This window comes from Kitasatospora sp. NPDC001132 (assembly GCF_053598415.1).
In genome coordinates, this window is sequence record NZ_JBSFKF010000016.1 from 102558 (window position 1) to 126095 (window position 23538).

Genomic DNA, 23538 nt, shown 5'->3' on the forward strand with positions numbered 1-23538 from the left:
GGCCGTCTCTAGGCGTCTTTGGGAATCAACCTCTTTGGTTGGCCTGTACCCCGAGTACCTATGCATGCTGCATGCCACTATCCGCTCGACAGTGCCGTTGATGCAGCATGCCCTGCACGTGGCCTTGCAGCTCTCGGATGGCGACCCCGTTGCGCGCGGTGTTGCCGAGTATTTGGAGCGTCACATTCGGGAAGAACAAGGGCACGATGAGTGGGTGCGAGAAGATCTGGCTGCCATCGGTTTCGACCCGGATGAACCGCTGCGCCGGCTACCTTCGGATGCCGTCGCCACGCTGGTGGGTGCTCAATACTACTGGGTGAGCCATTACCACCCGGTTTGTTTGCTCGGACATATTGCGGTCCTTGAAGGCTACCCGCCTCCTCGCGGATTCTCCGCCTATCTCTCCGAGAGGACCGGATATCCATTGTCTGGTTTCCGAACCCTTGAGCGACATTCAGCCCTGGACGTTCGCCATCGTGACGAACTCATGAAGACTCTCGATGATCTGCCTATCACTTCCCGTTTGCACGCGGCTCTTGGACTCAGCGCGTTGCATACAGTCAAGAGTGGGATTCATGTCATCGAGGAAGTGCTGGCGGCAACGGGCCGCTCAGCACAGCGTCATCAACCCACCAAGTAGGATAGGAGGTTACTGTGGCGAACAAGCAGCAAGCGGCTGAGCATCTGAAGGCGGCTGGCCTGAAATTCGACTGCGCCACGCAGGAGCAGCTGGATGCCATCAATTCGCTCTCCCCGATCGAGGTCGACGTCCTGATCGGACTGAAGACGCGGCTGAACGCAATCTCACCTGAAAATGCCGCGTGTGGCAACTCGGGCGGCTTCGTCTGGTAGTTCGGCAATTAGGCGGTAGGTCGCAGCTGAGCTTGGGCGGCCTACCGCCGTTGAAATCCTCGCAGCCTGATCAACGCCGAACCCCGTCGAGCCCTCCCCGATCCGCTGTGTACGCACAGCGAGACTCGGGGAGGGCTCGAAGCATTTCACGGCAGCATGCCCGTGATCAGAGGTACAGGCCGGTCGAGCCCTCCGTGTCGCCGAACCGGGTCGCGGCCACGGCGTGCAGATCGCGCTCGCGCAGCAGCACGTAGGTGGCGCCGCGGACCTCGACCTCCAGCTTGTCCTCCGGGTCGTACAGCACCCGGTCGCCGGGCTCCACCGAGCGCACGCTCTGGCCCACCGCGACGGCCTCCGCCCAGGTACAGCGCTTGGACAGCTCCGCCGTGGCCGGGATCAGGATGCCGCCGGTCGAACGGCGCTCGCCCTCACCGCCCTCGATGCGCACCAGCACGCGGTCGTGCAGCATCCGGATCGGCAGCTTCTCGCCGAGCCGGTCGTGGCGGGCGTGCTCCTGCAGGTGGTCCGAGTGGCTCTCGTGGTTCGTACTCACGGTCCCGAAGGTACCTCCCCCGGGCGCGGGGCGTGACGCTGGCCCGGCATGCGGAACGCGGGCACGCGGAACGCCGGGTGCCCGGGCCCGGACATGCGGAAGGCCGGGCACGCGTGCTGCGCCCGGCCCTTCCGTCCCGCGGTGCTCAGCCCTTGCGGCGCTTGCGGGCCGAGGCGACCAGCAGCACCAGGCCCACGCCCACCAGCGCGGCCGGGACGATCCGCTCGCGGCGCGGCTGCCCCTTCTCGTCCACGAACTGCGACCGGACCTTCTCCACCACGCCGCTGGCGGCCACGTAGGCCCGGGCGGTCCGCTCCTCGACGGCGGCCGCCGCCTTGGCCTTGACCTGGGCGGAGATGGTGCTCGGGTGGACGCGGACGGCCAGCTCGTCGAGGGTTCCCGCCAGCCGGTCACGCGTCCGCTCGATGTCCGCCTCGATCTGGGCGGTCGTCCTCGCCGACTTGTCCTGCGTGCTCGCGTCGCCCACTCGGGCCACCCCATTCACTCGCCGATGTTGTTCCGTCCGATCCGTACGATCGGTGCGACTGACCCAGTGTGTCAGCTGCCGGGAACGGTCGCGCGGCCCCACCCACCATCGGAGGTAAGTTTGCCGTGGTACGACCGCCCGCCCCAGCTTCCAGGAGAGTACGACCGTGAGTGAGCGTCTCCAGCCCGGCGACACCGCACCCGCCTTCAGCCTGCCCGACGCCGACGGCAACCAGGTGTCCCTCGCCGACCACGCGGGCCGCAAGGTCATCGTCTACTTCTACCCCGCCGCCCTGACCCCCGGCTGCACCAAGCAGGCCTGCGACTTCACCGACAACCTCGAGGTCTTCGCGGGCGCCGGCTACGACGTCATCGGCATCTCCCCGGACAAGCCGGAGAAGCTCGGCAAGTTCCGCGAGGCCGAGGACCTGAAGGTCACCCTGCTGTCCGACGTCGAGAAGACGGTGCTGGAGGCGTACGGCGCCTTCGGCGAGAAGCAGAACTACGGCCGCACCTACCTGGGTGTGATCCGCTCCACGATCGTCGTGGACGAGCACGGCAAGGTCGAGCACGCCTTCTACAACGTGCGGGCCACCGGTCACGTCGCCAAGCTGTTGCGCGACCTCAAGGTCGGGGCCTGAGGAACTGAGGGCCCTGGGCACTGAGAGCCCGAGGTACTGAGGCGCTGAGAGCCTGAGGTACCGAGCCCGACCCACGACGAAGCGGTGGCGGCGCACCCCCCGACCGGGTGCACCGCCACCGCCGCATCTCACCTCAGCGGACCGCCCTGATCAGCAGGCCCCGAGGTCGCTCCAGACGCCCCACTCACCGCCGGCCGCGGGGTCGTCGCCCTTGGTCCACCACTTGTTCTGGTAGTAGTGGCCCTTCCAGGAGACCTTGGTGGGGCTCGCGTAGGTGGTGCCCGCGTCCCAGCTCGGGGCGGCCGTGCAGGCGCCCGAGGTCTGGGTCGGCGTCGGGGTCGGCGAGGCGGTGCCCGTCGGGGTCGGCGTCGGCGTCGGGGTGGCCGTCTGCGACGGGGTCGGGGTCGGCGTGCCGCCGTCCACCGCGCCACGGGTCAGGTCGCCCTTGATCCCGTACAGCGTGCCGCCCACGTTGACCGTCCAGTTCGACGGCGTGGACACCGGCAGGTAGTAGACGAAGTCCATGTCGATCGAGGCGCCCGGCGCCAGCGACTGCCAGCCCGGCAGCTTGACCGACACCCGGTTGTAGTTGCCCTTCAGACCGCCCACGTTGCCCGGGCCCGGGTTGTCCTGCTTGATGACCTGCAGGCCGAAGCCGGACTGGTCCTTGGCGTTGCCCGGGGCCGAGTTGCCGTAGTCGAACTGGAACTCGGTGCCGCCCGGCAGGGTCAGCGTCGAGTTGTTGACGATGTGCAGCTTCGGGTTGATCGGGTAGTTCGAGTCGCCCAGCGCGAAGTTGTTGAACGACACGTCGATCGGCAGGGTCTGCTGCGGCAGCGCGGTCGTCGAACGGATCGCGCCGTACGGGGTCGCCGACTTGAACTTGTCGTACATCAGCGTGGTCAGCGTGTTGCCGGGCACGTACTGGCCCTTGCCGCCGTTGGCGGTGGCGTCCCAGCGGTAGTCGCCGGCGAGCTCCCAGATCATCGCGCCGCCGGCGCCCTGGTTGACGATGTAGTCCGCCTTGGCGCCCACCGACTGCTCGTCCTCGGTGGAGAGGAACACCTTCTTGGTGTCGTTCCACAGCCACGGCGCCACCAGGGTGGAGCTGTAGTTGCGGGTGTAGGTGCCCTGCAGCGCGGTGTCGGACACGCCGTACTTGGCCAGGTAGTCGGGCAGGATGCCCTTCTCCAGGTTCTTGGCGTGCCACATCGGGTTCGACCCGGCCGGGGACTCCTTGCCCGCGTCGTCCTTGTCGTTCCAGATGTTGTCGATGCCGACCGCGCCGTCACCGCAGGCGGTCAGGCCGGAGCCGAGCGGGCAGGTGGTCGCCGAGGCGGTGCCCCAGAGGCCGTTGGTGCCGCCCTGGACGTTCTTGAAACCACGGGTGTAGTACGGCAGGCCGACGTTGATCCGGCCGCCGGGCATCGAGCCGCGGAAGTAGTGGTACGACCAGTCGGCGTTCAGGTAGCCGATGCCGCCGTACTGCGCGGTGCCGTAGACGTTGGCGGCGGCCAGCTCGCCGTCCTTGCCGTCGTCGAACAGCGAGGCGTTCGGGCCGACGTACTTGTTCCAGGCGCCGTGCAGGTCGTACGACATGATGTTGACGTAGTCCAGGTACTTGGCCACCTGGAAGGTCTCCATGCCGCGCAGCAGGTAGCCGGAGGACGGGGCCGCGACCGACAGCAGGTAGTGCTTGCCGTCGGCGGCGCCGGCCTTGTCCAGGCTCTCGCGCAGGGTCTTCATCAGCGCCGCGTAGCCCTTGGCCAGCGAACCGCGCTTGGCGTTGGCGAGCTGCCAGTCCAGCGGGTTGCCGGCGTCCTTCATCGAGGTCGGGTACTCGTAGTCGATGTCGACGCCGTTGAAACCGTACTTGCGGATGAAGTCGACCGAGGAGGCGGCGAAGGTGTCGATGCCGGCCTGGTTGACGCTGCCGTCCGCGTTGACGGTCATCGAGTAGAAGCCGCCGGAGTTCACGCGCTTGCCGTCGTCCCCGAAGTAGCCGCCGGTCTCGGTCCAACCACCCACCGAGATCAGGGTCTTGACGTTCGGGTACTGCTTCTTGTATTTCGTCAGCAGATTGAAGTGACCCTTGTACGGCAGGCTCGGGTCCAGCTCGGCACCGGGGACGCCGGGGAAGGAGATCCCGGTGGCCTCGTTGGTCGGGCCGTCGGTGCCGACCGAGAGCTTGTTGTCGCCGCCGACGTGGCCGAAGGCGTAGTTGAGGTGGCTGACCTTGTCCCAGGGGACGTCGCTCACCAGGTACGGGGCGTCGCCGTTCTTGCCGGTGCGCCAGCCGGTGAAGTACCCGATGATGCGGCGCTGGTGGTCCGCGCCCATCTTCTCGCGCCCGCTGGTGTCGTAGACGGAGCAGTACGGAACGTCCACCCCGGGCGTCTGGTACAGGCCGTCCGGCCGACAGGCCGCGTTGTCGACCGCCGCCGACGCCTGCGAGGGCGCCGCACCCAGCGTCGCCATCAGCAGCCCGGCCAACGAGGCCGCCGCCAGCGAGGCCACACCGGCCCGAGCCGCCGGACTCTTCCGGCGGTGGGCAGCGGTGGGACGCCGCTCCGCCGTGTTTCGGATCAACACTCGGTCCTCCAGGAGAGAGTGTCGGCGCGTGCCTGTGGGGGAGCACGCACGTGGGGGATTGCAATTGGCGCAGAAGCTATGTGGTCTGAACCACATAGGTCAATAGGTCTGTACCAATTGGTAATCGGCGACCAAACATCACGGGTCGCAGCCCCAACGACAATCAGTCAGCCGATGGCCGAAAACCCGCCCCACCCGCAACCGAACCCACCCTCGATCGTCACGCGGTCCCCAGCGCCCGCACCGGACTCGGCCGACGACCGACGGGACGACCTCCGACCGCGCCGCTCCGCCTGCCGCTCCGTCACAGACGGACACTGCGGACGGAACGGGACCGGGCGCGCGTCGCCGCACTGAATCGCGGTGTTCCCACCGAGAGCGAAGCCCTAGACTGAAGGCCATGCGGCCTTGGCGTAACAGGCAGCCGCGCGGGTTTTAGGTGCCCGTGGGAGAAATCCCGTGAGGGTTCGAGTCCCTCAGGCCGCACTAGCCTTGAAATCGAAGGCCCGCCCCGAGAAGCTCTCGGAGCGGGCCTTCGACGTCCAGCGGACGGGGCGTCAGCCGAGGAGGTCCTTCACCACCGGGGCGAGGGCGCGGAAGGCCTGGCCGCGGTGGCTGATGGCGTTCTTCTCGTCCGCCGTGAGCTCCGCGCAGGTGCGGGTCTCGCCGAGGGGCTGGAGGATCGGGTCGTAGCCGAAGCCGCCGTCGCCGGCGGGGGCGGTGCGCAGGGTGCCGAGGAGGCGGCCCTCGACGACGCGCTCGGTGCCGTCGGGGAGGGCGAGGGCGGCCGCGCAGAAGAAGTGGGCGCCGCGGTGCGGCTCGGCGATGTCGGAGAGCTGGGCGAGCAGCAGGTCGAGGTTGGCGCGGTCGTCGCCGTGCTTGCCGGACCAGCGGGCGGAGAAGATGCCGGGCGCGCCGTTCAGCACGTCCACGCAGAGGCCGGAGTCGTCGGCGACGGCGGGCAGGCCGGTGGCGCGGGCCAGGGCGTGGGCTTTCAGCAGGGCGTTCTCGGCGAAGGTGACGCCGGTCTCGGGGACGTCCGGGATCTCCGGGTAGGCGTCGGCGCCGACGAGTTCGACGTCCAGGCCGGCGTCCGTCAGGATGGCGCGGAGCTCGGTGACCTTGTGCTGGTTGCGGGTGGCGAGGATCAGGCGGGTGGACATATCGCCCACCCTACCGAGTGGCCGGGGACGGTCAGCCGGTGCAGACCGAGGTGAGGTTGCCCGCCGCGTCGCCGAGCGGCTTGAGGTCGGGGACCTCGTTCTTGTCGGCCGCCCGCTGCACGTTCTCGACCTGCTTCTGCAGGTCGGTCACGGCCTTGGCGACGTCGGTGTTCTTGGAGTTCTTCCCGACCTGGTCGAGGTCGTTCTTGAGCTTCTGCAGGGCCCGGCCGGCGGCCGCCGAGTCGTTGCTGGCGTTGTCGTAGGCCTGGGTGACGTCGGCGATGTCGCCGGTGATCTTCACCGCGGTGTTGCCGCAGTCGAGCGCCTTCTGGGCGGCGGAGCAGCTCACCATGCTGAGCGGGAGGATCGCGATGAGGCCGGCCACGGCGAGGGCGGTGGGGCGGGCGATGCTCGACGGCATCCGATCCTCCTGGGGGGCGCGGGTTCCGTGGGGTGGTACGCGCGCCGGGAGGTGCGCGGTTCCCGCAGCGGGAGTGCTGCGGGAACCGTACGGTCTCCGGGCCCGGCCTGTACAGCAGGCGGACCGTTCGGCGGGCCGTTCGCCCCGCGGGCCCGAACGGCCGTCCGGGCCCGCGGGCTGACCGTGCGTCCGATCCGGTCGACGGCTTCGGGGCCCGCGCCGGTTCAGCCCTCCAGGGCCTTGCGCTGGATCTCGTCCAGTTCGGCGCAGCCGAGGCTGCCGAGGTCGAGCAGCCGGTCGAGCAGCTCGCGGTCGAACGGGGCGCCCTCGGCGGTGCCCTGGACCTCGACGAAGCGGCCGTCGGAGGTGCAGACGATGTTCATGTCGGTCTCGGCGCGCACGTCCTCCTCGTACTGGAGGTCGAGCATCGGGACGCCGTCGATGATGCCGACGCTGACGGCGCTGACGCCACCGGTGATCGGCTGGCCCTTGGCGCGCAGCAGCTTCTTGTCGCGGGCCCAGGCGACGGCGTCGACCAGGGCGACGTAGGCGCCGGTGATGGCGGCGGTGCGGGTGCCGCCGTCGGCCTGGAGGACGTCGCAGTCGAGGACGATGGTGTTCTCGGCGAGCGCGCGGTGGTCCACGACGGCGCGCAGCGAGCGGCCGATGAGCCGGCTGATCTCGTGGGTGCGGCCGCCGATGCGGCCCTTGACGGCCTCGCGGTCGCCGCGGGTGTTGGTGGCGCGCGGGAGCATGGAGTACTCGGCAGTGACCCAGCCCTCGCCGCTGCCCTTGCGCCAGCGGGGCACGCCCTCGGTGACGCTGGCGGTGCACAGCACCTTGGTGTCGCCGTAGGAGATGAGGACGGAGCCTTCGGCGTGCTTGCTCCAGCCCCGTTCGATGGTGATCGGGCGGAGCTGTTCGGGGGTGCGGCCGTCGATGCGTGACATAGGAACTGAGCGTAGTCGCTCCGGAGGCCCGGTCCCGATGCGTCGCCGCGCCGGGCCCCGCCGGGTCCCGGGTCGGCTCCGGATGCGCCGCGGCCCGCCGTCCCCCTGAGCGGGTCGGCGGGCCGGGCGGACTGAACCCGGGTGGGTCAGCTCACATCATGTCCTCGATGTCGGCGGCGATCGGGTCGGCGTCGGTGCCGATGACGACCTGGATCGCGGTGCCCATCTTCACGACGCCGTGGGCGCCGGCGGCCTTGAGGGCGGCCTCGTCGACCAGGGAGGCGTCCTTGACCTCGGTGCGCAGGCGGGTGATGCAGCCCTCGACCTCTTCGATGTTGTCGATGCCGCCCAGACCGGCGACGATCTTCTCAGCCTTGCTGGCCATCTGGTTTCTCCCTCTGTCTCGGCCCTTCGGCGGCTCTGCCGGGTGCCGTCCTGCGCTGGTGCCGGGGTGTCCCTCGACCGTCGGGTGGTGAGGTCCGTGCCGGTGGCTGACGCGGGTTCGGCTGCGGTCGGCCGGCGAGCAGCGCGACCAGCATCACCCGTGCCGGTCCGGTCCGCCACGTTAGTCCACTTTTGGCCCATCTCGGCGGGCAGGGTCCCGATCGCCGCCCGAGGATGACGATCAGCGGGGCTGCTGCCCTCGGAGGACGGCCCGCGTCCAAGTGGTCTACACCAATATATGTGTACTCCGAGGAACGCGGGAACGGCCCCGGGGGTTCCCGACCCCCGCCCGAGGGTCCCGCGGGGCCCCTGCGGTCGGCAACTGCTCCCGGAGGGCGAAGGATGAGTTCGGCAGGCGCCGCGGCCTCGCAGGCCACCTGGTGGCACACCTTCTACGGCGGCCTCCAGAAGATGGGGCGCTCCCTGCAGCTGCCGGTCGCGGTGCTCCCGGCCGCCGGCATCCTCAACCGGCTCGGCCAGCCCGACGTCTTCGGCAAGGACGGGCTGGGCTGGGACGACGTCGCCAAGGTGTTCGCCGCCGCGGGCGGCGCGCTGCTCGACTCCTCCTTCGGCCTGCCGATGCTGTTCTGCGTCGGCGTCGCGATCGGCATGGCGAAGAAGGCGGACGGCTCGACGGCGCTGGCCGCCGTGGTCGGCTTCCTGGTCTACTTCCGGGTCCTGCACGCCTTCCCGGAGAAGTGCCCGGCGGGGACGACGCTGATCCCGGACGCCTGGTCCGGCCAGTGCGTGAGCTACTCGTCGGCGAAGATCGCCGCCGCGACGTACCAGAACCCGGGCGTGCTGGGCGGCATCCTGATCGGCCTGATGTCGGCCTGGCTGTGGGTCCGGTTCCACCGCACCAGGCTGGTGGACTGGCTCGGCTTCTTCAACGGCCGCCGCCTGGTGCCGATGATCACCGCCCTGGTGGGCCTGGTCACCGCCGTGGTGGCGCTCTGGATCTGGCCGCCGATCGGCCGCGGCCTGAACGACCTCTCGCAAACCCTCGCCGACCTGGGCGCGGGCGGCGCCGGCATCTTCGGCCTGTTCAACCGCGCACTGCTGCTGATCGGCATGCACCAGCTGCTGAACACCTTCGTCTGGTTCCAGTTCGGGGAGTTCGTCAAGCCGGACGGCACGATCGTGCACGGCGACATCCCGCGCTTCCTGGCGGGCGACCCGACGGCCGGCCAGTTCCAGTCCGGCTTCTTCCCGATCATGATGTTCGCGCTGCCCGCCGCCGCGCTCGCGATCGCCCACTCGGCGAAGCCGCACCGGCGCAAGGAGATGTACGGCCTGATGCTCTCGGTCGGCCTGACCTCCTTCGTGACGGGTGTCACCGAGCCGATCGAGTACTCCTTCGCCTACATCGCCCCGGCCCTGTACGCCGTGCACGCGGTGCTGACCGGCGCGTCGATGGCGGTGACCTGGGGGCTCGGGGTGCACGACGGGTTCAGCTTCTCGGCCGGCCTGATCGACTACGTCATCAACTGGGGGCTGGCCACCAAACCGTGGCTGATCATCCCGATCGGGCTCTGCTTCGCCGCCGTGTACTACGCGCTCTTCCGATTCATCATCGTCAAATTCGACCTGAAAACGCCCGGCCGGGAGGACGAGGCGGAGGTCGAGGACGTCACCAAGGCCTGAAACCGGGCGGCGCCCGGGTTATCCCCGCATTGGCCTCCGGAGCACCGGCCCGGGGGCCTTCGGCATTTCCCGAAAGGGCCGGACCGGTGGCGGACGTCCCAGGCCCGGCCCAGGCCGGACGCCCCGTCAGGCACACCGTGCTTTTGTTGCGCGATTATCCAAAATCGATTTTGTTGCGCCGTCGGCCAAAATCACAATCGCGACCGGGACCAAGATCGCCATTCGGTAAGTAGGTTTCGATTTCATAGCACTTCCCGGCGGTAGCGCTTTCCGGGGTTCCTCGACTTCCCGGCCCGTGCTACAAAACTGGTCTACACCACGTGTGGTGTAGACCAGTTTGCGGTTGGCCCCCTGTGCCTCCCCCGACCGACCGCCATGCCGTTAGGAACCCACCCCCATGAGTCAGTCTGAGCAGGCACCGGCGCCCGCTAAGGCTCCGGCCTCGCCAAGCCCCGCCAAGCAGTTCGGCCAGAACCTCCTCCAGGGTCTGCAGAAGATCGGCCGCAGCCTCCAGCTGCCCATCGCGGTGCTCCCCGCCGCCGGTCTGCTGATGCGTCTCGGCCAGGACGACGTGTTCGGCAAGGACGGTCTCGGCTGGGACAAGGTCGCCGCGGTGTTCAACACCGCCGGCTCCTCGGTCTTCGACGCTCTCCCGATGCTCTTCGCGGTGGGCATCGCGATCGGCTACGCGAAGAAGGCCGACGGTTCCACCGCTCTGGCCGCGCTGGTCGGCTTCCTGGTCTACAAGAACGTGCTCACCGCGTTCCCGATCACCGAGTACAAGATCCTCCCGGGCAAGGACGAGGCCGCCACCTACCAGAACCCGGGTGTGCTCGGCGGCATCGTGATCGGCCTGCTGGCCGCGGTGCTGTGGCAGAAGTACCACCGCACCAGGCTGGTCGACTGGCTCGGCTTCTTCAACGGCCGCCGCCTGGTCCCGATCATCATGGCCTTCGTCGGCACCGCCGTCGGCGTCTTCTTCGGTCTGGCCTGGGGCCCGATCGGCGACGCCATCAAGAGCCTCAACGACACCCTGATCGGCGCCGGCGCGTTCGGTGCGGGCGCGTTCGGCCTGGTCAACCGCGGTCTGCTGCCGGTCGGCATGCACCAGTTCGTGAACTCCTACGCCTGGTTCCAGACCGGTGACTTCACCAAGCCCGACGGCACCGTCGTGCACGGCGACCTGACCCGCTTCTTCGCCGGCGACCCGACCGCCGGACAGTTCATGTCGGGCTTCTACCCGATCATGATGTTCGCGCTGCCCGCCGCCGCGCTCGCCATCGCCCACGCCGCCAAGCCGCACCGCCGCAAGGCCGTCACCGGCATGATGGTCTCGCTGGCCCTGACCTCCTTCGTGACCGGTGTCACCGAGCCGATCGAGTTCGCCTTCGTCTTCATCGCCCCGGTCCTGTACGTCATCCACGCGCTGCTCACCGCCGTCTCGATGACCGTCACCTGGGCGCTCGGCGTGCACGACGGCTTCACCTTCTCCGGTGGCCTGATCGACTACCTGCTGGCCTGGAACAAGGCCACCGACCCGTGGATGATCATCCCGCTCGGCCTGGTCTTCGCCGCGATCTACTACTTCCTGTTCCGCTTCGCGATCGCCAGGTTCGACCTCAAGACCCCCGGTCGCGAGGACGACGACGAGATCGAGGACGTCACCAAGGCCTGAGGCCCGACGCCTGAAGTCCGACGCCCGCGTCACCGCACGCCTCGAGGGCCCCGCCCCGCCGCTGTCCCACCAGCGGCCGGGCGGGGCCTTCGGCGTACCCGGGCCCGCCCCGCGTGATCCCGGGTCCGCCGAGCGGCCGTGTCCACGGACGGAAACGGCGGTTGACGAATCGCCGGAGGCCCTGGTCAACTGAAGCGGTGAACGCCTCGTGCCCGCTGGTCACCCGCAGCCACATCGACTTCGGTCGCGTGTGGTCCGCGGCGTGTCGCGGCTGAGCTGACCGTTCCCCCGCCGCCGCCCGGCTGACGACCCGCCCGGCGCCGGTCCTTCCCTCCCCCGCCCGTACGGGCTCCGCCCGCGGGCCGCCACCGCGCTCCCGCGCGCCCCGCGCACCCGCGCCCCGGCACGGGCCGCTCCGGTGCGCGCACGCGTCCGCACGAGGAAGTCAGGCTCACCATGCCCCGCCAGTTGCACCTGTCCGCCGCCCTCGACAGCCCCGGCCGCTTCGACGCCGGGCACTACGCCTACCTCGCCCGTCTCGCCGAGCGGGCCACCCTGGACTTCGTCACCCTCGACGACTCCTTCGCCGCCGCGCCGAGCCGCCCCGACGCGCTCGCCGCCCTCGCCCGGATCGCCCCGCTGACCGGCCGGGTCGGCCTGGTGCCGACCGTCACCACCACCCACACCGAGCCCTTCCACACCTCGATCTCGGTCAACACCCTGGACTGGGCGAGCGAGGGCCGGGCAGGCTGGCTGGTCGGCGTCTCCACGACCGAGGCCGAGGCCCGGGCCTTCGGCCGCCGACCGGTCGCCGCCGAGGACGAGCTGTGGGCCGAGGCCGCCGACGCCGTCGAGGTGGCCGCCCGGCTCTGGGACAGCTGGGAGGACGACGCGGAGATCCGCGACACCGCCACCGGGCGGTTCATCGACCGCGACAAGGTGCACTACATCGACTTCACGGGCCCGCGCTTCTCGGTCCGCGGCCCGTCCATCACCCCGCGCCCGCCCCAGGGCCGCCCGGTGGTCGCGGTGCCCCTCTCCGCCGCCGACCTCGCGCCGGACGCCTCCCCGGGCGGGCGCGCCCGGGTCGCCGCCGCGGTCCGGCACGCCGACGTCGTCCTGCTCGACGCCCCCGACCGCGCCGCCCGGCTGACCGCCGCCACCGAACTGCGGCTGCGGGCCGGCGAGGGCCTGCGCATCCTCGCCCGGCTCGACGCCGGCCTCTCCGCCCTGGCCGACCGCGCCGCCGACGAGCGGCTGCTCGCCGAGCTCACCGCGACCGGCACCGGCGTCGACGGCTTCCACCTCTCCCCCGCCGACCCCCCGCGCGACCTGGCCGCGCTGGCCGACCGGATCGCCCCCGCGCTGCGCGCCGCCGGACTGCTGCGCGCCGAGTACACCGGCCGCACCCTGCGCGACCACCTCGGCCTGGCCCGCCCGGCCAGCCGCTACGCCGCTCGCCCGGCCGACGCCCCCACGGACGCCCCCACCGCTTCCCCCGCCCTCGCCGAGGTGACCCGATGACGGACCGACCGCTCAAGCAGATCCACCTCGCCGCGCACTTCCCCGGCGTCAACAACACCACCGTGTGGAGCGATCCGGCCTCCGGCAGCCACATCGAGTTCTCCTCCTTCCGCCACCTCGCGCAGACCGCCGAGCGCGGGAAGTTCGACTTCTTCTTCCTCGCCGAGGGCCTGCGGCTGCGCGAGTCCAAGGGCCGCATCCACGACCTGGACGTGGTCGGCCGCCCCGAGTCGATCACCGTGCTGAACGCGCTGGCCGCCGTCACCGAACGGCTCGGCCTGGCCGCCACCGTCAACGCGACCTTCAACGAGCCGTACGAACTCGCCCGCCGCTTCGCCTCGCTGGACCACCTCTCCGGCGGCCGCGCGGCCTGGAACGTGGTCACCTCCTCGGACGCCTTCACCGGGGAGAACTTCCGCCGCGGCGGCTACCTGGACCGCGCCGACCGCTACACCCGGGCCGCCGAATCCGTCCAGCTGGCACGGGAGTTCTGGGACGCCGGGGAGGAGACCGTCCGGCACTCGGGGCCGCAGTTCGAGGTCGAGGGCCGGCTCTCGCTGCCACGGCCGCCGCAGGGCCACCCGGTGGTGATCCAGGCCGGGGACTCCGACGAGGGGCGGGAGTTCGCCGCCGCCACCGCCGACGTGGTGTTCTCCCGGCACTCCACCCTCGCCGACGGCCAGGCCTTCCACACCGACGTCAAGCGCCGGCTCGGCGCGTACGGGCGCAAGCCGGACGAGCTGAAGATCATGCCCGCGGCCACCTTCGCCCTCGGCGACACCGACGCCGAGGCGGCCGAACGGGCCCACGGGATCCGCCGGGCCCAGGTCAGCGCGCAGACCACGATCGCCTTCCTGGAACAGGTCTGGGGCATCGACCTGTCCGACCACGACCCGGACGGACCGCTGCCCACCGTCGACCCCGACCCGGACAGCGACCTGGTCCAGGGCAGGGTCCGGCACGTCGACCCGGTGGCCGTCGCCGAACGGTGGCGGGCGGTGGCCGCGGAGAAGAGGCTGACCAGCCGCGAGCTGGTGATCGAGCTGACCGGCCGACAGTCCTTCATCGGCTCGCCGGCAACCGTCGCCGCGCAGATCGACCACTTCGTGCAGAACGACGCGGCCGACGGCTTCATCCTCGTCCCGCACCTCACCCCGGGCGGCCTGGACGAGTTCGTCGACCGGGTGGTGCCGCTGCTCCAGGAGCGCGGGGTGTTCCGCACCGACTACACCGGCCCCACCCTGCGGGAGCACCTCGGACTGCCGGTGCCCGGGCGGCGCTGAACGGGCACGGCCCGCCCGGGTGTTCCGGGCGGGCCGTGAACGGAGGGACGGTCAGCCGGCGCTCCCGTCCACGTCGGTCAGCGGACCGCGGCGGGCTGCTCCGTGCCCGGCGCGGCGCCGCCCGCGAAGACGCCGAACGCGGAGATGCCGTGCGGCCAAGGCGTGCGGCCAAGACGTACGGGATGCACGGAGGTTGCAGGTGGTTCCCGGGTTTCTTCCGGGAACCCGCGGGCCGACGCCGGGCACGCCCACCGGCGCCGCGCCGAGTTGCTCAGACCTCGTACACCGCGCCGGCCCGGGCGACCTCGACCGGCCCGGGGTAGGCGGCCGCGGCGCCCCGCCGGTTGTGTTCGGCGTCGGTCCACGGCGGGATGTGGGTGAGGACGAGCCGGCGGGCCCCGGCCGCGGCGGCGTGTTCGCCCGCCTCGCGGCCGTTGAGGTGGACGGCCTGGTAGGTGTCGCGCCCGTCGACGTACGCGGCCTCGCAGAGGAAGAGGTCGGTGTCGCGGGCCAGTTCGACGAGTTCGGCGCTCTCGCCGGTGTCCCCGCTGTAGACCAGCGAGCGGCCGTCGTGCTCCAGCCGGAACGCGAAGGCGTCGACGGGGTGGTTGACCTGGGCGACGGTGACCCGGAACGGGCCGAGTTCGAAGCTGCCGGGGGTGAGGGTGCGGAACTCGAACACCTCCTTCATCCCGGGGTTCTCCGGCATGTCGTAGGCGCGGGCGAGCCGCTCGGCGGTGCCGGCCGGGCCGTACACGGGCAGCAGTTCGGGGCAGCCCTCGGCGCGGTAGTTGCGGGCCACCCAGTACGCGCACAGGTCGACGCAGTGGTCGGCGTGCAAGTGGCTGAGCAGGACGGCGTCGACGTCGTAGAGGCCGACGTACTTCTGGAGGGCGCCGAGGGCCCCGTTGCCGAGGTCGAGGACGACGCGGTAGCCCTCGGCCTCGACCAGGTAGCTGGAGCAGGGCGAGTCGGCGGACGGGAAGCTCCCCGAGCACCCCACCACGGTCAGTTTCATCCGAGCCCCTCCGCCCCGACACGTCCTGGCTGCTGCTGGAAAACGGCTTCACCGTCCTCCACGGAAAACAGCATGGAAAACGGCAGGCCGGGGCCGGTGGACCGGCCGGTAGCACTGCGTTGGTGTGTCGAGGGTAAGGGCGGAGCGGCACTTTGCCCCCGTCCCCGTGCCGGGCTGTGGGCGGAATCACCAGAACGCCCGGGGCGGGAGCGGGGCCGGTTGACGGGCCGGGGATCAGCGCCGCCGGGGCCGGTTGCGGGCCCAGGCGCGGATGGTGAACGGGTACCAGCGCGGGTGGCCGCTGCCATCGATCACATCCGGATCGGGCAGCAGCCGGTGCCGGCGGTAGCTGCGGACGGTCTCGCGCCGGACGTTGAGGTGGCGGGCGATCTCGGCGTAGGACCACAGCTCGGGGCCACGGGTCACGGGGGCACCTCCGGGGGGACGGGGGCGGACGTTCGTGACGCAGCCTGGCCGGACCGGGCGGAACTCCGGGCACAGAACGGGCATTGTGGCAGTTCCGTGACGAACCGGGAGCAGTGCGCGGACAAATGGGCGGACGAACGTCCGGCGGCCGACCACCGGACCGTCACGGACCGCACGGTGGTGGCGTGCGCCCCCGGCCCGGTACGGTTCGCCGCATGAACGGCATGACCGCTGCCTGGCTCGTCCTGTCGCTGCTCGGCGTCGCGCTGCTGGCCGCCGCCGCGGCGGCGCTGGTGCGGCGCGCCCGTCCGGCCCCGCGCCCGTCCGGGCCGGCCGGGCCGCAGCCGCGTCCGCGGACGGGGGCCGGCCCGCAGCCGCAGGAGATCTGGTGGGCGCAGGTGCCGTTCGAGGACGGCCCCGGCTCCAAGGACCGCCCGTGCCTGGTGCTGCGGGTGCACGGCCGGACCGCCACCGTCGCGAAGATCACCAGCAGGCACCACGCCGAGCGCCCGGGCGTGCTGGCGCTGCCGCCCGGTTCGGTGGGCGACCGGCAGGGCCGGACCAGCTGGCTGGAGACCGACGAGCTGCGCGAGGTGCCGCTGTCGGCGTTCCGCCGCCGGGCCGGCGCGGTGGACCGGCAGGTCTGGACCCGTACCCAGCGGGCCCTTCAGAGCCGCTGAGGCTGGGGCCTCAGGCCCAGAGCTGGCCCTGCAGCGCCTCGACCGCGGCCTCGGTGGACTCGGCGGTGTAGATGCCGGTGGACAGGTACTTCCAGCCGCCGTCGGCGACCACGAAGACGATGTCCGCGCGCTCCCCCGCGGCCGCCGCCTTGCGGCCGACGCCGATCGCCGCGTGCAGGATGGCGCCGGTCGAGACGCCCGCGAAGATGCCCTCCTGCTGGAGGAGTTCGCGGGTGCGGCGGACGGCGTCCGCGGAGCCGACGGAGAAGCGGGTGGTGAGCACCTCGGCGTCGTACAGCTCGGGGACGAAGCCCTCGTCCAGGTTGCGCAGCCCGTACACCAGGTCGTCGTAGCGCGGCTCGGCGGCGACGATCTTCACGCCGGGGACCTTCTCGCGCAGGTAGCGGCCGACGCCCATGAGGGTGCCGGTGGTGCCGAGGCCGGCCACGAAGTGGGTGACGGTCGGCAGGTCGGCGAGGATCTCGGGGCCGGTGCCGGTGTAGTGGGCGCCCGCGTTGTCGGGGTTGCCGTACTGGTAGAGCATGACCCAGTCGGGGTGCTCGGCGGCGGTCTCCTTGGCGATCCGGACGGCGGTGTTGGAGCCGCCGGCGGCCGGGGAGGAGATGATCTCGGCGCCCCACATGCGGAGCAGCTCGCGCCGTTCCTCGCTGGTGTTCTCGGGCATCACGCAGACCATCCGGTAGCCCTTGAGCTTGGCGGCCATGGCCAGCGAGATGCCGGTGTTGCCGCTGGTGGGCTCCAGGATGGTGCAGCCGGGGGTGAGCCGGCCGTCGGCCTCGGCGCGCTCGATCATGTGCAGGGCCGGGCGGTCCTTGATCGAGCCGGTGGGGTTGCGGTCCTCCAGCTTGGCCCAGAGGCTCACCAGGCCCTCGGCGTTGCCGGGGACGGCGGCGGACAGCCGCGGCAGGCGGACCAGCGGGGTGTTGCCGACGGCTTCGAGCGGACTGTCGTAACGCAAGGGAGGCCTCCGGCCAAGGCGGTGAGGGTGGCGGGGGTGGTTCCCCCGCCGCGGCGGGGGAACCGGGTGGTCTAGCGGGCGCCGCCGGCCACGGCGGGCAGGATGGTGACGCTGTCGCCGTCGGCGAGGGCGGTGGAGATGCCCTCCAGGAAGCGGACGTCCTCGTCGTTCAGGTAGACGTTGACGAAGCGGCGCAGCTCGCCGCCCTCGACCAGGCGGGCGGCGATGCCCGGGTGGCGGGCGTCGAGGTCGGCGAAGAGCTCCCCGAGGTTGCTGCCGTTGCCCTCGACGGCCTTGGCGCCGTCGGTGTAGGTGCGGAGGATGGTCGGGATGCGGACCTCGATGGCCATGAGTGCGCTCCTGTGCGGGTCGTGGAGTGGGTGGGCCGCTGCGGACGCGGCAGGGCGGAGGGGTGCCCGGGGCTCGGCGTCGCCGGTGGGCGGCGGGCCCGGGTGAGGTGGTGAAGCGGCTCTCAGCGCGAGCGCGCGGGCGTGCCGGGACAGATCGCACCGGCGTGCCGGCACAGGTCGATGTGCAGGCGCGCCACGAGGCGGGTGCCCGGGGCCTGAGTGCTCACATCGACGGAACGCATGAACTCATCGTATAGATTCCCGGGCCCGCTCCGACATGCCCGTCTCGGGATCCGGATGTTCCTGTTCCCAGGGCTGAGACGACGGCGGCCCGCCGACCCCTCGGGAGGGGGCGGCGGGCCGGGTCCGCGGGCGGGCCGGTCAGGCCGGGTAGGCCTCGACGACCTGAACGTCTTCCTCTGTGATCTCGCCGTCCACGATGCGGAACGAGCGGAACTGGTAGGGGTCGCCCTCGCCGTCGCCCTCGGCGGTGGAGACCAGGACGTAGTGGGCGAACGGTTCGGAGGCGTAGCTCACGTCGGTGCGCGAGGGGTAGGCCTCGGTGGCGGTGTGCGAGTGGTAGACGATCACCGGCTCCTCGTCGCGGTCGTCCATCTCGCGGTAGAGCTTGAGCAGGTCGCCCGAGTCGAACTCGTAGAAGGTGGGCGAGCGGGCGGCGTTGAGCATCGGGACGAACCGCTCGGGTCGGCCGCTGCCGGCCGGTCCGGCGACCACGCCGCAGGCCTCGTCCGGGTGGTCGGCGCGGGCGTGGGCCACGATCCGGTCGCGGAGTTCTCGGGTGATGGTCAGCATGCGGCTCAGGATAGCCACGCCCCGGCGGATGGCCGCCGGGGCGTCCGGGGCGCGGTCAGTGGGTGTCCGCGTTCCCGTCGCGGGCGTCCGCGGCGGCGCCGGCGGCGGGCTCCGGGTCCTGGGCGCCGCCGCGCAGGACCCGCGGGTCGCGGCGCTTGAGCACCTGGTAGCCGACCACCAGCAGCAGGGCCCAGCCCGGGAAGACGAACAGCGAGATCCGGTTGTCCCGGTCCAGGCCGATCAGCACCACGACCAGGGCGAGGAAGGCGAGCGCGGCCCCGCTGACCCAGGCGCCGCCGGGCGCCTTGAAGGTGGGCGGCGGCAGGTGGCCGGCCTGCCAGGCCCGGCGGTAGCGGATCTGGGAGATCAGGATCATCGCCCAGGTCCACAGGCCGCAGACCGTGGCGACCGAGGTGATGTACTCGAACGCCCGCGCCGGGACGAGGTAGTTGAGGACCACGCCGATGCCCATCAGCAGGCTGGAGACGGTGATCGCGAAGGCCGGGGTGCGGCGGGAGTTGAGCCTGGTGAGCCGCCCCGGGGCCTGGCCGCTCAGCGCGAGGTCGCGCAGCATGCGGCCGGTGGAGTACATCCCGGAGTTGCAGGAGGAGAGCGCCGCGGTGAGCACCACGAAGTTGATGATGCCGGCCGCCGCCGGGATGCCGATCTTGCCGAAGGCGGCGACGAACGGGCTGACGCCGGGCTGGAATTCGGTCCACGGCACGAGCGAGAGGATGACCACCAGGGCGCCGATGTAGAACAGCATGATCCGCCAGGGCAGCGTGTTGATGGCGCGCGGCAGGGTCTTCTCGGGGTTCTCGCTCTCGCCCGCGGTGACGCCGACGAGTTCGACGCCCAGGTAGGCGAACATGACGATCTGGAGGGTCATCACGGTGGAGCCGATGCCCTGCGGGAAGAAGCCGCCGTCCTGCCAGAGGTGGCCGAGTGACGCGGTGTCACCGGCCTTGCTGAAGCCGAGGGTCAGCACCCCGACGCCGATCAGGATCATGCCGATGATGGCGGTGACCTTGACCATGGAGAACCAGAACTCGATCTCGCCGAACAGCTTCACCGAGATCAGGTTGGCCGCGTAGAGCACGACCAGGAAGGTCAGCGCGCTGATCCACTGCGGTATGTCGGGCGCCCAGAACCGCACGTAGACGGCGGCGGCGGTGGTCTCGGCCATCCCGGTGACGACCCAGAACAGCCAGTACGTCCAGCCGGTCACGTAGCCGGCGAAGGGGCCGAGGAACTCCCGGGCGTACTCGGCGAAGCTGCCCGAGACCGGGCGGTAGGTGAGCAGTTCGCCGAGCGCCCGCATGATCACGAAGATCACCAGGCCGGCGACGGCGTAGGAGAGGATCAGGCTCGGGCCGGAGCGGGAGATCGCGGTGCCCGCACCGAGGAACAGGCCGGTGCCGATGGCTCCGCCGATCGCGATCATCTGGATCTGGCGGCTGCCGAGCCCGCGCTCGTAGCCCTCCGCATCCGGCGGATTGTCGACCATTTCGTCGTACAACTTCTCGGCCACTATGCACCGTCCTGGTCGGTCTCGGGGGTGGAGAAGTCGTACCACGCGGGGTTCGGATAGCGGTGTCCATCTGAGCGTTATTTGAGCATGACCTGGTATGGTTTGCCCGATTTTCATAAGAAATGCCCCGGCTGATCGTCCACACTCTGGACAAAACAGCCGGGGCTTGCCCGGAATCGGGCAGGATCGCTCCCCCAAGGGGGTCAGCCCGCGCGGAATCAGTCCGCCATGGCCTCCAGCAGCGACTCCTGCAGGGCGCCCAGCCACAGGTACGCCATCACCAGCGGCTTGCGCTCGTCACCGTCCGGCAGTTCGTACAGGCCGTCCTCGTCGTCCTCGGTGACCTCCAGCCGGACGCCGACGGCCAGCCGCAGGTCGTTCAGCGCGCCCAGCCAGCGCAGGCAGTCGGGCACGGACAGCTTGAGCACCCCGCCGCCGTCGCCGAGGCCGTCCAGCGCCCGGACGACGAACAGCGCGTCGTCCCGCTTGCGGGCCCGCAGGTCCAGCTCGGTGAAGCGGCGGAACTCCCCGGACGCGACCTTCGCCTCCTCGTCGCTCGGCTTCTCCGGGTCGCCGTAGGCGTCCGGGAAGAGCCGGGCCAGCACCGGGTCGGCGGGCGCCTCGGTCGGCCCCTCGGCGAACAGCGCGGCCAGCGGGTCGTCGCCGCCCCCGCCCGGGCCGGGGCCGATCAGCTCCAGCAACTGCACTTCCAGCGAGCGCAGGATGGAGGCCTCCCACTCGTCCAGCGCGATCGCCGCGCCGCCACCGCCGGTGCTCTCGAACAACCCAGCCATCTGTATCGGTCAGCCCGTCTTCGTCGTCTTCGGTCGTACGGCCGGCGGCCCGGCACCGATCGAATCGGTACCGGCCGCCCGCGCCCGGTCGCGCCGGCGCCCGTCCCGCCGGCGCCGGTCGGCCCGGCGTCAGTCGTGCTGCAGCGTCGCCCAGAGGCCGTAGCCGTGCATCGCCTGGACGTCGCGCTCCATCTCCTCGCGGGAGCCGCTGGAGACCACCGCCCGACCCTTGGTGTGGACGTCCATCATCAGCTTCCTGGCCTTGTCCTTCGGGTACCCGAAGTAGGCCTGGAAGACGTACTGGACGTAGCTCATCAGGTTGACCGGGTCGTTGTGCACGATGGTCACCCAGGGCGTGTCCGGCTCGGTCACCGGTACCCCTTCGACCTCCGGGCGCTCGATCTCCACGGGCGCGACGCTCACGCCGGGTCCTCCTCGCTGCACAGTCGTCCGTAACCCCTCAGCCCCATGCTGCCATCCGGGCGACAGCCGGGCGATTCCGGCCCGGCATGCTCCATGAGAAATCGTCACTCTGACGCTAAGTGGTAGTAGCATCATCCGTATGGACGCCACTTCAGTGCGCGCGGCCGGCTCGACCGCGCTGCTCACCGACCGCTACGAGCTCACCATGCTGCAGGCCGCCCTGCGCAGCGGGGCCGCGCACCGCCGCTCCGTCTTCGAGGTGTTCACCCGCCGCCTGCCGAGCGGTCGCCGCTACGGCGTCATGGCCGGCACCGGCCGGGTGCTGGACGCCGTCGAGAACTTCCGCTTCACCACCCCCCAGCTGGACTGGCTGGCCGACCAGGACGTGGTCGACGAGGACACCCTGCGCTTCCTCGCCGACTACCGCTTCCGCGGCGACGTCCACGGCTACCCCGAGGGCGAGGTCTACTTCCCCGGATCGCCGCTGCTCACCGTCGAGGGCAGCTTCGCCGAGGCCGTGATCCTGGAGACGGTCATCCTCTCGATCCTCAACCACGACTCGGCCATCGCCGCGGCCGCCTCCCGGATGACCGCCGCCGCCGGCGGCCGCCCGGTGATCGAGATGGGCGCCCGCCGGGCCCACGAGCACGCCGCCGTCTCCGCCGCCCGGGCCGCCTACGTGGCCGGCTTCGCCGCCACCTCCGACCTGGAGGCCGGCTTCACCCACGGCATCCCGACCACCGGCACCGCCGCCCACGCCTTCACCCTGGTGCACGACAGCGAGCGGGACGCCTTCAAGGCGCAGATCGCGTCCATGGGCCGGGGCACCACGCTGCTGGTCGACACCTTCGACCTGCGCGAGGCCGTGCGCACCGCGGTCGAGGTGGCCGGCCCCGAACTGGGCGCCGTCCGGATCGACTCCGGCGACCTCACCCTGCTGGCCCACCGGGTCCGCCGCCAACTGGACGACCTCGGCGCCGACCGGACCAGGATCATCGTCACCTCGGACCTGGACGAGTACGCCATCGCCGCCCTGGCCGCCGCCCCGGTGGACGGCTACGGCGTCGGCACCAGCCTGGTCACCGGCAGCGGGCACCCGACCTGCGCGATGGTCTACAAGCTCGTCGCCCGCGCCGAGGCCGACGGCGGGCCGCTGGTGCCGGTGGCCAAGCGCGCGGCCGGCGGCAAGACCAGCATCGGCGGCCGCAAGTGGGCCGCCCGCCGGCCCGACGCCGACGGCGTGGCCGAGGCCGAGGTGGTCGGCACCGGGCCCGTCCCGGAGGAGCTGCGGCCGCACCTGGTGCAGGTGCCGCTGGTGCTGGCCGGCGAGACCGTCGGGCGGGAGCCGCTGAGCGCCGCCCGCGACCGGCACGTGCGCGCCCGCGCCGCGCTGCCGCTGTCGGCCACCCAGTTGTCCAAGGGCGACCCGGTGCTGCCGACCGAACTGGCGCTGCCCGCCGGGCCGGCCCGCTGAGCCGGGCCCGGGGCCGGTCCGGCGTTCCGGCCCCGGGCGCAGGACCCGCCCCGGGGCTTCCGCCCCCGCGCGCCACTCCCTAGAGTCAGCCGTAGAGTTCCCCGAGTTCCCCCGGAGCTCCCCGAGGACCCCCCGCGCCCGGCACGGCCGGGCCGCGCACTCCCGAGGGCTCCCCCACCGGGGCGCCGCCTCCCGCGGGCCCCCGAGATCCGAGGTTGCGAGCCATGTACCGGGCACTGATCGTCGTCGACGTGCAGAACGACTTCTGCGAGGGCGGCAGCCTGGCCGTCGCCGGCGGCGCCGAGGTGGCCGCCGCCATCACCGACCTGATCGCCGAGTCCTCCCCCGGCTACCGGCACATCCTCGCCACCCGCGACCACCACATCGACCCGGGCGCCCACTTCTCCGCCGAGCCTGACTACGTCGACACCTGGCCGCCGCACTGCGTGGCCGGCACCGAGGGCGTGGGCTTCCACCCCAACTTCGCACCCGCCGTCATCTCCGGCGCGGTCGAGGCGGTCTTCGACAAGGGCGCCCACTCGGCGGCGTACAGCGGCTTCGAGGGGCTGGACGAGAACAACCGCGGTCCGGTGGAGTGGCTGCGCGAGCGGCAGGTCGACCGGGTCGACGTGGTCGGCATCGCCACCGACCACTGCGTCCGGGCGACCGCGCTGGACGCCGCCCGGGCGGGCTTCACCACCCGCGTGCTGCTGGACCTCACCGCCGGGGTCGCCCCGGAGACCACCGCCGCCGCGCTGGCGGAGCTGCGGGCGGCCGGGGTCGAGCTGGTCGGCGAACCGGTGGTGCGTCCGTAGCGGCTCC

26 protein-coding genes and 1 tRNA gene are annotated in these 23538 nt (G+C 71.4%); 11 read left to right on the plus strand and 16 right to left on the minus strand.

The window, feature by feature from the left end:
* Window positions 1-100: 100 nt before the first annotated feature.
* Together ACWDBE_RS21910 and ACWDBE_RS21915 are read left to right on the plus strand one after the other, a co-directional pair.
* A complete protein-coding gene (locus ACWDBE_RS21910; RefSeq protein ID WP_449789717.1) occupies window positions 101-640 on the plus strand; it encodes an iron-containing redox enzyme family protein in 540 nt (179 codons plus the stop codon).
* A gap of 14 nt (window positions 641-654) precedes the next feature.
* Window positions 655-852, plus strand: a complete 198-nt coding sequence (locus ACWDBE_RS21915) for an aroma-sacti cluster domain-containing protein (RefSeq protein WP_449789718.1) — start codon at window positions 655-657, stop codon at window positions 850-852.
* A 166-nt stretch (window positions 853-1018) separates the two neighbouring features.
* On the opposite strand, the gene ACWDBE_RS21920 is transcribed toward ACWDBE_RS21915, so the two are convergent.
* Both ACWDBE_RS21920 and ACWDBE_RS21925 read right to left on the minus strand, forming a co-directional pair.
* On the minus strand, window positions 1019-1321 hold the full coding sequence (locus ACWDBE_RS21920) for a GroES family chaperonin (RefSeq protein WP_049655715.1): 303 nt from the start codon (window positions 1319-1321) through the stop codon (window positions 1019-1021).
* A gap of 229 nt (window positions 1322-1550) precedes the next feature.
* Window positions 1551-1892, minus strand: coding sequence for a DUF3618 domain-containing protein (locus tag ACWDBE_RS21925; RefSeq protein ID WP_449789719.1), 342 nt, complete (start codon window positions 1890-1892; stop codon window positions 1551-1553).
* Window positions 1893-2058: 166 nt separating this feature from the next.
* Between ACWDBE_RS21925 and bcp the strand changes: the two genes are divergently transcribed.
* Entirely contained in the window at window positions 2059-2532 is a 474-nt protein-coding gene (bcp, locus tag ACWDBE_RS21930; RefSeq protein WP_449789720.1) for a thioredoxin-dependent thiol peroxidase, read from the plus strand.
* A 150-nt stretch (window positions 2533-2682) separates the two neighbouring features.
* Here bcp and ACWDBE_RS21935 read toward each other — a convergent pair whose 3' ends face one another.
* The gene (locus ACWDBE_RS21935; RefSeq protein ID WP_449808858.1) at window positions 2683-5010 is read right to left on the minus strand and encodes a chitinase C-terminal domain-containing protein; all 2328 of its coding nucleotides are present in this window, start codon (window positions 5008-5010) and stop codon (window positions 2683-2685) included.
* 516 nt (window positions 5011-5526) lie between these two features.
* Here ACWDBE_RS21935 and ACWDBE_RS21940 point away from each other — a divergent pair.
* Window positions 5527-5610 (plus strand) — tRNA-Leu (locus ACWDBE_RS21940).
* A gap of 71 nt (window positions 5611-5681) precedes the next feature.
* On the opposite strand, the gene rdgB is transcribed toward ACWDBE_RS21940, so the two are convergent.
* From rdgB to ACWDBE_RS21960, 4 genes are all read right to left on the minus strand, one after another.
* Window positions 5682-6287 (minus strand): RdgB/HAM1 family non-canonical purine NTP pyrophosphatase, encoded by a 606-nt coding sequence (rdgB, locus tag ACWDBE_RS21945; RefSeq protein WP_449789721.1) that lies wholly within the window; start codon window positions 6285-6287, stop codon window positions 5682-5684.
* Between the two features lie 31 nt (window positions 6288-6318).
* Entirely contained in the window at window positions 6319-6708 is a 390-nt protein-coding gene (locus tag ACWDBE_RS21950; protein WP_449789722.1) for a hypothetical protein, read from the minus strand.
* Window positions 6709-6932: 224 nt separating this feature from the next.
* The gene (gene rph / locus ACWDBE_RS21955; protein ID WP_360356381.1) at window positions 6933-7658 is read right to left on the minus strand and encodes a ribonuclease PH; all 726 of its coding nucleotides are present in this window, start codon (window positions 7656-7658) and stop codon (window positions 6933-6935) included.
* A 151-nt stretch (window positions 7659-7809) separates the two neighbouring features.
* Window positions 7810-8043, minus strand: coding sequence for a glucose PTS transporter subunit EIIB (locus tag ACWDBE_RS21960; protein ID WP_030060521.1), 234 nt, complete (start codon window positions 8041-8043; stop codon window positions 7810-7812).
* A gap of 401 nt (window positions 8044-8444) precedes the next feature.
* Between ACWDBE_RS21960 and ACWDBE_RS21965 the strand changes: the two genes are divergently transcribed.
* The 4 genes from ACWDBE_RS21965 to ACWDBE_RS21980 all read left to right on the plus strand — a co-directional run bounded on the left by ACWDBE_RS21965 (window position 8445) and on the right by ACWDBE_RS21980 (window position 14228).
* Window positions 8445-9746, plus strand: coding sequence for a PTS transporter subunit EIIC (locus ACWDBE_RS21965; RefSeq protein ID WP_449808835.1), 1302 nt, complete (start codon window positions 8445-8447; stop codon window positions 9744-9746).
* Between the two features lie 397 nt (window positions 9747-10143).
* Window positions 10144-11421: a PTS transporter subunit EIIC gene (locus tag ACWDBE_RS21970; RefSeq protein ID WP_449789724.1), complete on the plus strand. Its 1278-nt coding sequence runs from the start codon at window positions 10144-10146 to the stop codon at window positions 11419-11421.
* Window positions 11422-11877: 456 nt separating this feature from the next.
* Entirely contained in the window at window positions 11878-12945 is a 1068-nt protein-coding gene (locus ACWDBE_RS21975) for an LLM class flavin-dependent oxidoreductase (protein ID WP_449789725.1), read from the plus strand.
* Window positions 12942-14228, plus strand: a complete 1287-nt coding sequence (locus ACWDBE_RS21980) for an LLM class flavin-dependent oxidoreductase (protein ID WP_449808836.1) — start codon at window positions 12942-12944, stop codon at window positions 14226-14228. The genes ACWDBE_RS21975 and ACWDBE_RS21980 overlap by 4 nt, the downstream gene beginning before the upstream one ends.
* A 271-nt stretch (window positions 14229-14499) precedes the next feature.
* Here ACWDBE_RS21980 and ACWDBE_RS21985 read toward each other — a convergent pair whose 3' ends face one another.
* Together ACWDBE_RS21985 and ACWDBE_RS21990 are read right to left on the minus strand one after the other, a co-directional pair.
* On the minus strand, window positions 14500-15246 hold the full coding sequence (locus tag ACWDBE_RS21985) for an MBL fold metallo-hydrolase (RefSeq protein ID WP_449789727.1): 747 nt from the start codon (window positions 15244-15246) through the stop codon (window positions 14500-14502).
* Window positions 15247-15480: 234 nt separating this feature from the next.
* On the minus strand, window positions 15481-15672 hold the full coding sequence (locus ACWDBE_RS21990; protein WP_449808837.1) for a MarR family transcriptional regulator: 192 nt from the start codon (window positions 15670-15672) through the stop codon (window positions 15481-15483).
* Window positions 15673-15887: 215 nt separating this feature from the next.
* Here ACWDBE_RS21990 and ACWDBE_RS21995 point away from each other — a divergent pair, with 215 nt between their 5' ends.
* Window positions 15888-16352 (plus strand): type II toxin-antitoxin system PemK/MazF family toxin, encoded by a 465-nt coding sequence (locus ACWDBE_RS21995; protein ID WP_449808838.1) that lies wholly within the window; start codon window positions 15888-15890, stop codon window positions 16350-16352.
* 10 nt (window positions 16353-16362) lie between these two features.
* On the opposite strand, the gene ACWDBE_RS22000 is transcribed toward ACWDBE_RS21995, so the two are convergent.
* The 7 genes from ACWDBE_RS22000 to clpS form a co-directional block, all read right to left on the minus strand.
* A complete protein-coding gene (locus tag ACWDBE_RS22000) occupies window positions 16363-17331 on the minus strand; it encodes a PLP-dependent cysteine synthase family protein (RefSeq protein WP_402407145.1) in 969 nt (322 codons plus the stop codon).
* A gap of 71 nt (window positions 17332-17402) precedes the next feature.
* Window positions 17403-17681 carry a MoaD/ThiS family protein gene (locus ACWDBE_RS22005; RefSeq protein ID WP_030257420.1) on the minus strand — a complete coding sequence of 93 codons (279 nt, stop codon included), beginning with the start codon at window positions 17679-17681 and terminating at the stop codon, window positions 17403-17405.
* A 122-nt stretch (window positions 17682-17803) separates the two neighbouring features.
* Window positions 17804-17923, minus strand: coding sequence for a putative leader peptide (locus tag ACWDBE_RS22010; RefSeq protein WP_310593142.1), 120 nt, complete (start codon window positions 17921-17923; stop codon window positions 17804-17806).
* Window positions 17924-18062: 139 nt separating this feature from the next.
* Window positions 18063-18494, minus strand: coding sequence for a Mov34/MPN/PAD-1 family protein (locus tag ACWDBE_RS22015; protein ID WP_449808839.1), 432 nt, complete (start codon window positions 18492-18494; stop codon window positions 18063-18065).
* 55 nt (window positions 18495-18549) lie between these two features.
* On the minus strand, window positions 18550-20001 hold the full coding sequence (locus ACWDBE_RS22020) for an amino acid permease (protein ID WP_449792203.1): 1452 nt from the start codon (window positions 19999-20001) through the stop codon (window positions 18550-18552).
* Between the two features lie 242 nt (window positions 20002-20243).
* A complete protein-coding gene (locus ACWDBE_RS22025; RefSeq protein ID WP_449792165.1) occupies window positions 20244-20819 on the minus strand; it encodes a DUF2017 domain-containing protein in 576 nt (191 codons plus the stop codon).
* Between the two features lie 129 nt (window positions 20820-20948).
* Entirely contained in the window at window positions 20949-21242 is a 294-nt protein-coding gene (gene clpS / locus ACWDBE_RS22030; RefSeq protein WP_049654313.1) for an ATP-dependent Clp protease adapter ClpS, read from the minus strand.
* Window positions 21243-21381: 139 nt separating this feature from the next.
* Between clpS and ACWDBE_RS22035 the strand changes: the two genes are divergently transcribed.
* The gene (locus ACWDBE_RS22035; protein ID WP_449792166.1) at window positions 21382-22716 is read left to right on the plus strand and encodes a nicotinate phosphoribosyltransferase; all 1335 of its coding nucleotides are present in this window, start codon (window positions 21382-21384) and stop codon (window positions 22714-22716) included.
* Between the two features lie 224 nt (window positions 22717-22940).
* The gene (locus tag ACWDBE_RS22040) at window positions 22941-23531 is read left to right on the plus strand and encodes an isochorismatase family protein (protein ID WP_449808840.1); all 591 of its coding nucleotides are present in this window, start codon (window positions 22941-22943) and stop codon (window positions 23529-23531) included.
* Window positions 23532-23538: the final 7 nt, after the last annotated feature.

What these genes read in the sequence shown, in the direction of transcription:
- ACWDBE_RS21975 (WP_449789725.1), top strand. Translation starts at nt 11,878, where the DNA reads ATGCCCCGCCAGTTGCACCTGTCCGCCGCCCTCGACAGCCCCGGCCGC.
- ACWDBE_RS21970 (WP_449789724.1), top strand. Translation starts at nt 10,144, where the DNA reads ATGAGTCAGTCTGAGCAGGCACCGGCGCCCGCTAAGGCTCCGGCCTCG.
- ACWDBE_RS21910 (WP_449789717.1), top strand. Translation starts at nt 101, where the DNA reads ATGCAGCATGCCCTGCACGTGGCCTTGCAGCTCTCGGATGGCGACCCC.
- ACWDBE_RS22010 (WP_310593142.1), bottom strand. Translation starts at nt 17,923, where the DNA reads ATGCGTTCCGTCGATGTGAGCACTCAGGCCCCGGGCACCCGCCTCGTG.
- ACWDBE_RS21980 (WP_449808836.1), top strand. Translation starts at nt 12,942, where the DNA reads ATGACGGACCGACCGCTCAAGCAGATCCACCTCGCCGCGCACTTCCCC.
- ACWDBE_RS22040 (WP_449808840.1), top strand. Translation starts at nt 22,941, where the DNA reads ATGTACCGGGCACTGATCGTCGTCGACGTGCAGAACGACTTCTGCGAG.
- ACWDBE_RS22005 (WP_030257420.1), bottom strand. Translation starts at nt 17,681, where the DNA reads ATGGCCATCGAGGTCCGCATCCCGACCATCCTCCGCACCTACACCGAC.
- ACWDBE_RS22020 (WP_449792203.1), bottom strand. Translation starts at nt 20,001, where the DNA reads ATGGTCGACAATCCGCCGGATGCGGAGGGCTACGAGCGCGGGCTCGGC.
- rph (WP_360356381.1), bottom strand. Translation starts at nt 7,658, where the DNA reads ATGTCACGCATCGACGGCCGCACCCCCGAACAGCTCCGCCCGATCACC.
- ACWDBE_RS21965 (WP_449808835.1), top strand. Translation starts at nt 8,445, where the DNA reads ATGAGTTCGGCAGGCGCCGCGGCCTCGCAGGCCACCTGGTGGCACACC.
- ACWDBE_RS22035 (WP_449792166.1), top strand. Translation starts at nt 21,382, where the DNA reads ATGGACGCCACTTCAGTGCGCGCGGCCGGCTCGACCGCGCTGCTCACC.
- ACWDBE_RS21985 (WP_449789727.1), bottom strand. Translation starts at nt 15,246, where the DNA reads ATGAAACTGACCGTGGTGGGGTGCTCGGGGAGCTTCCCGTCCGCCGAC.
- ACWDBE_RS22025 (WP_449792165.1), bottom strand. Translation starts at nt 20,819, where the DNA reads ATGGCTGGGTTGTTCGAGAGCACCGGCGGTGGCGGCGCGGCGATCGCG.
- ACWDBE_RS21950 (WP_449789722.1), bottom strand. Translation starts at nt 6,708, where the DNA reads ATGCCGTCGAGCATCGCCCGCCCCACCGCCCTCGCCGTGGCCGGCCTC.
- ACWDBE_RS22015 (WP_449808839.1), bottom strand. Translation starts at nt 18,494, where the DNA reads ATGCTGACCATCACCCGAGAACTCCGCGACCGGATCGTGGCCCACGCC.
- ACWDBE_RS21995 (WP_449808838.1), top strand. Translation starts at nt 15,888, where the DNA reads ATGAACGGCATGACCGCTGCCTGGCTCGTCCTGTCGCTGCTCGGCGTC.
- ACWDBE_RS21960 (WP_030060521.1), bottom strand. Translation starts at nt 8,043, where the DNA reads ATGGCCAGCAAGGCTGAGAAGATCGTCGCCGGTCTGGGCGGCATCGAC.
- ACWDBE_RS21935 (WP_449808858.1), bottom strand. Translation starts at nt 5,010, where the DNA reads ATGGCGACGCTGGGTGCGGCGCCCTCGCAGGCGTCGGCGGCGGTCGAC.
- ACWDBE_RS21920 (WP_049655715.1), bottom strand. Translation starts at nt 1,321, where the DNA reads ATGCTGCACGACCGCGTGCTGGTGCGCATCGAGGGCGGTGAGGGCGAG.
- rdgB (WP_449789721.1), bottom strand. Translation starts at nt 6,287, where the DNA reads ATGTCCACCCGCCTGATCCTCGCCACCCGCAACCAGCACAAGGTCACC.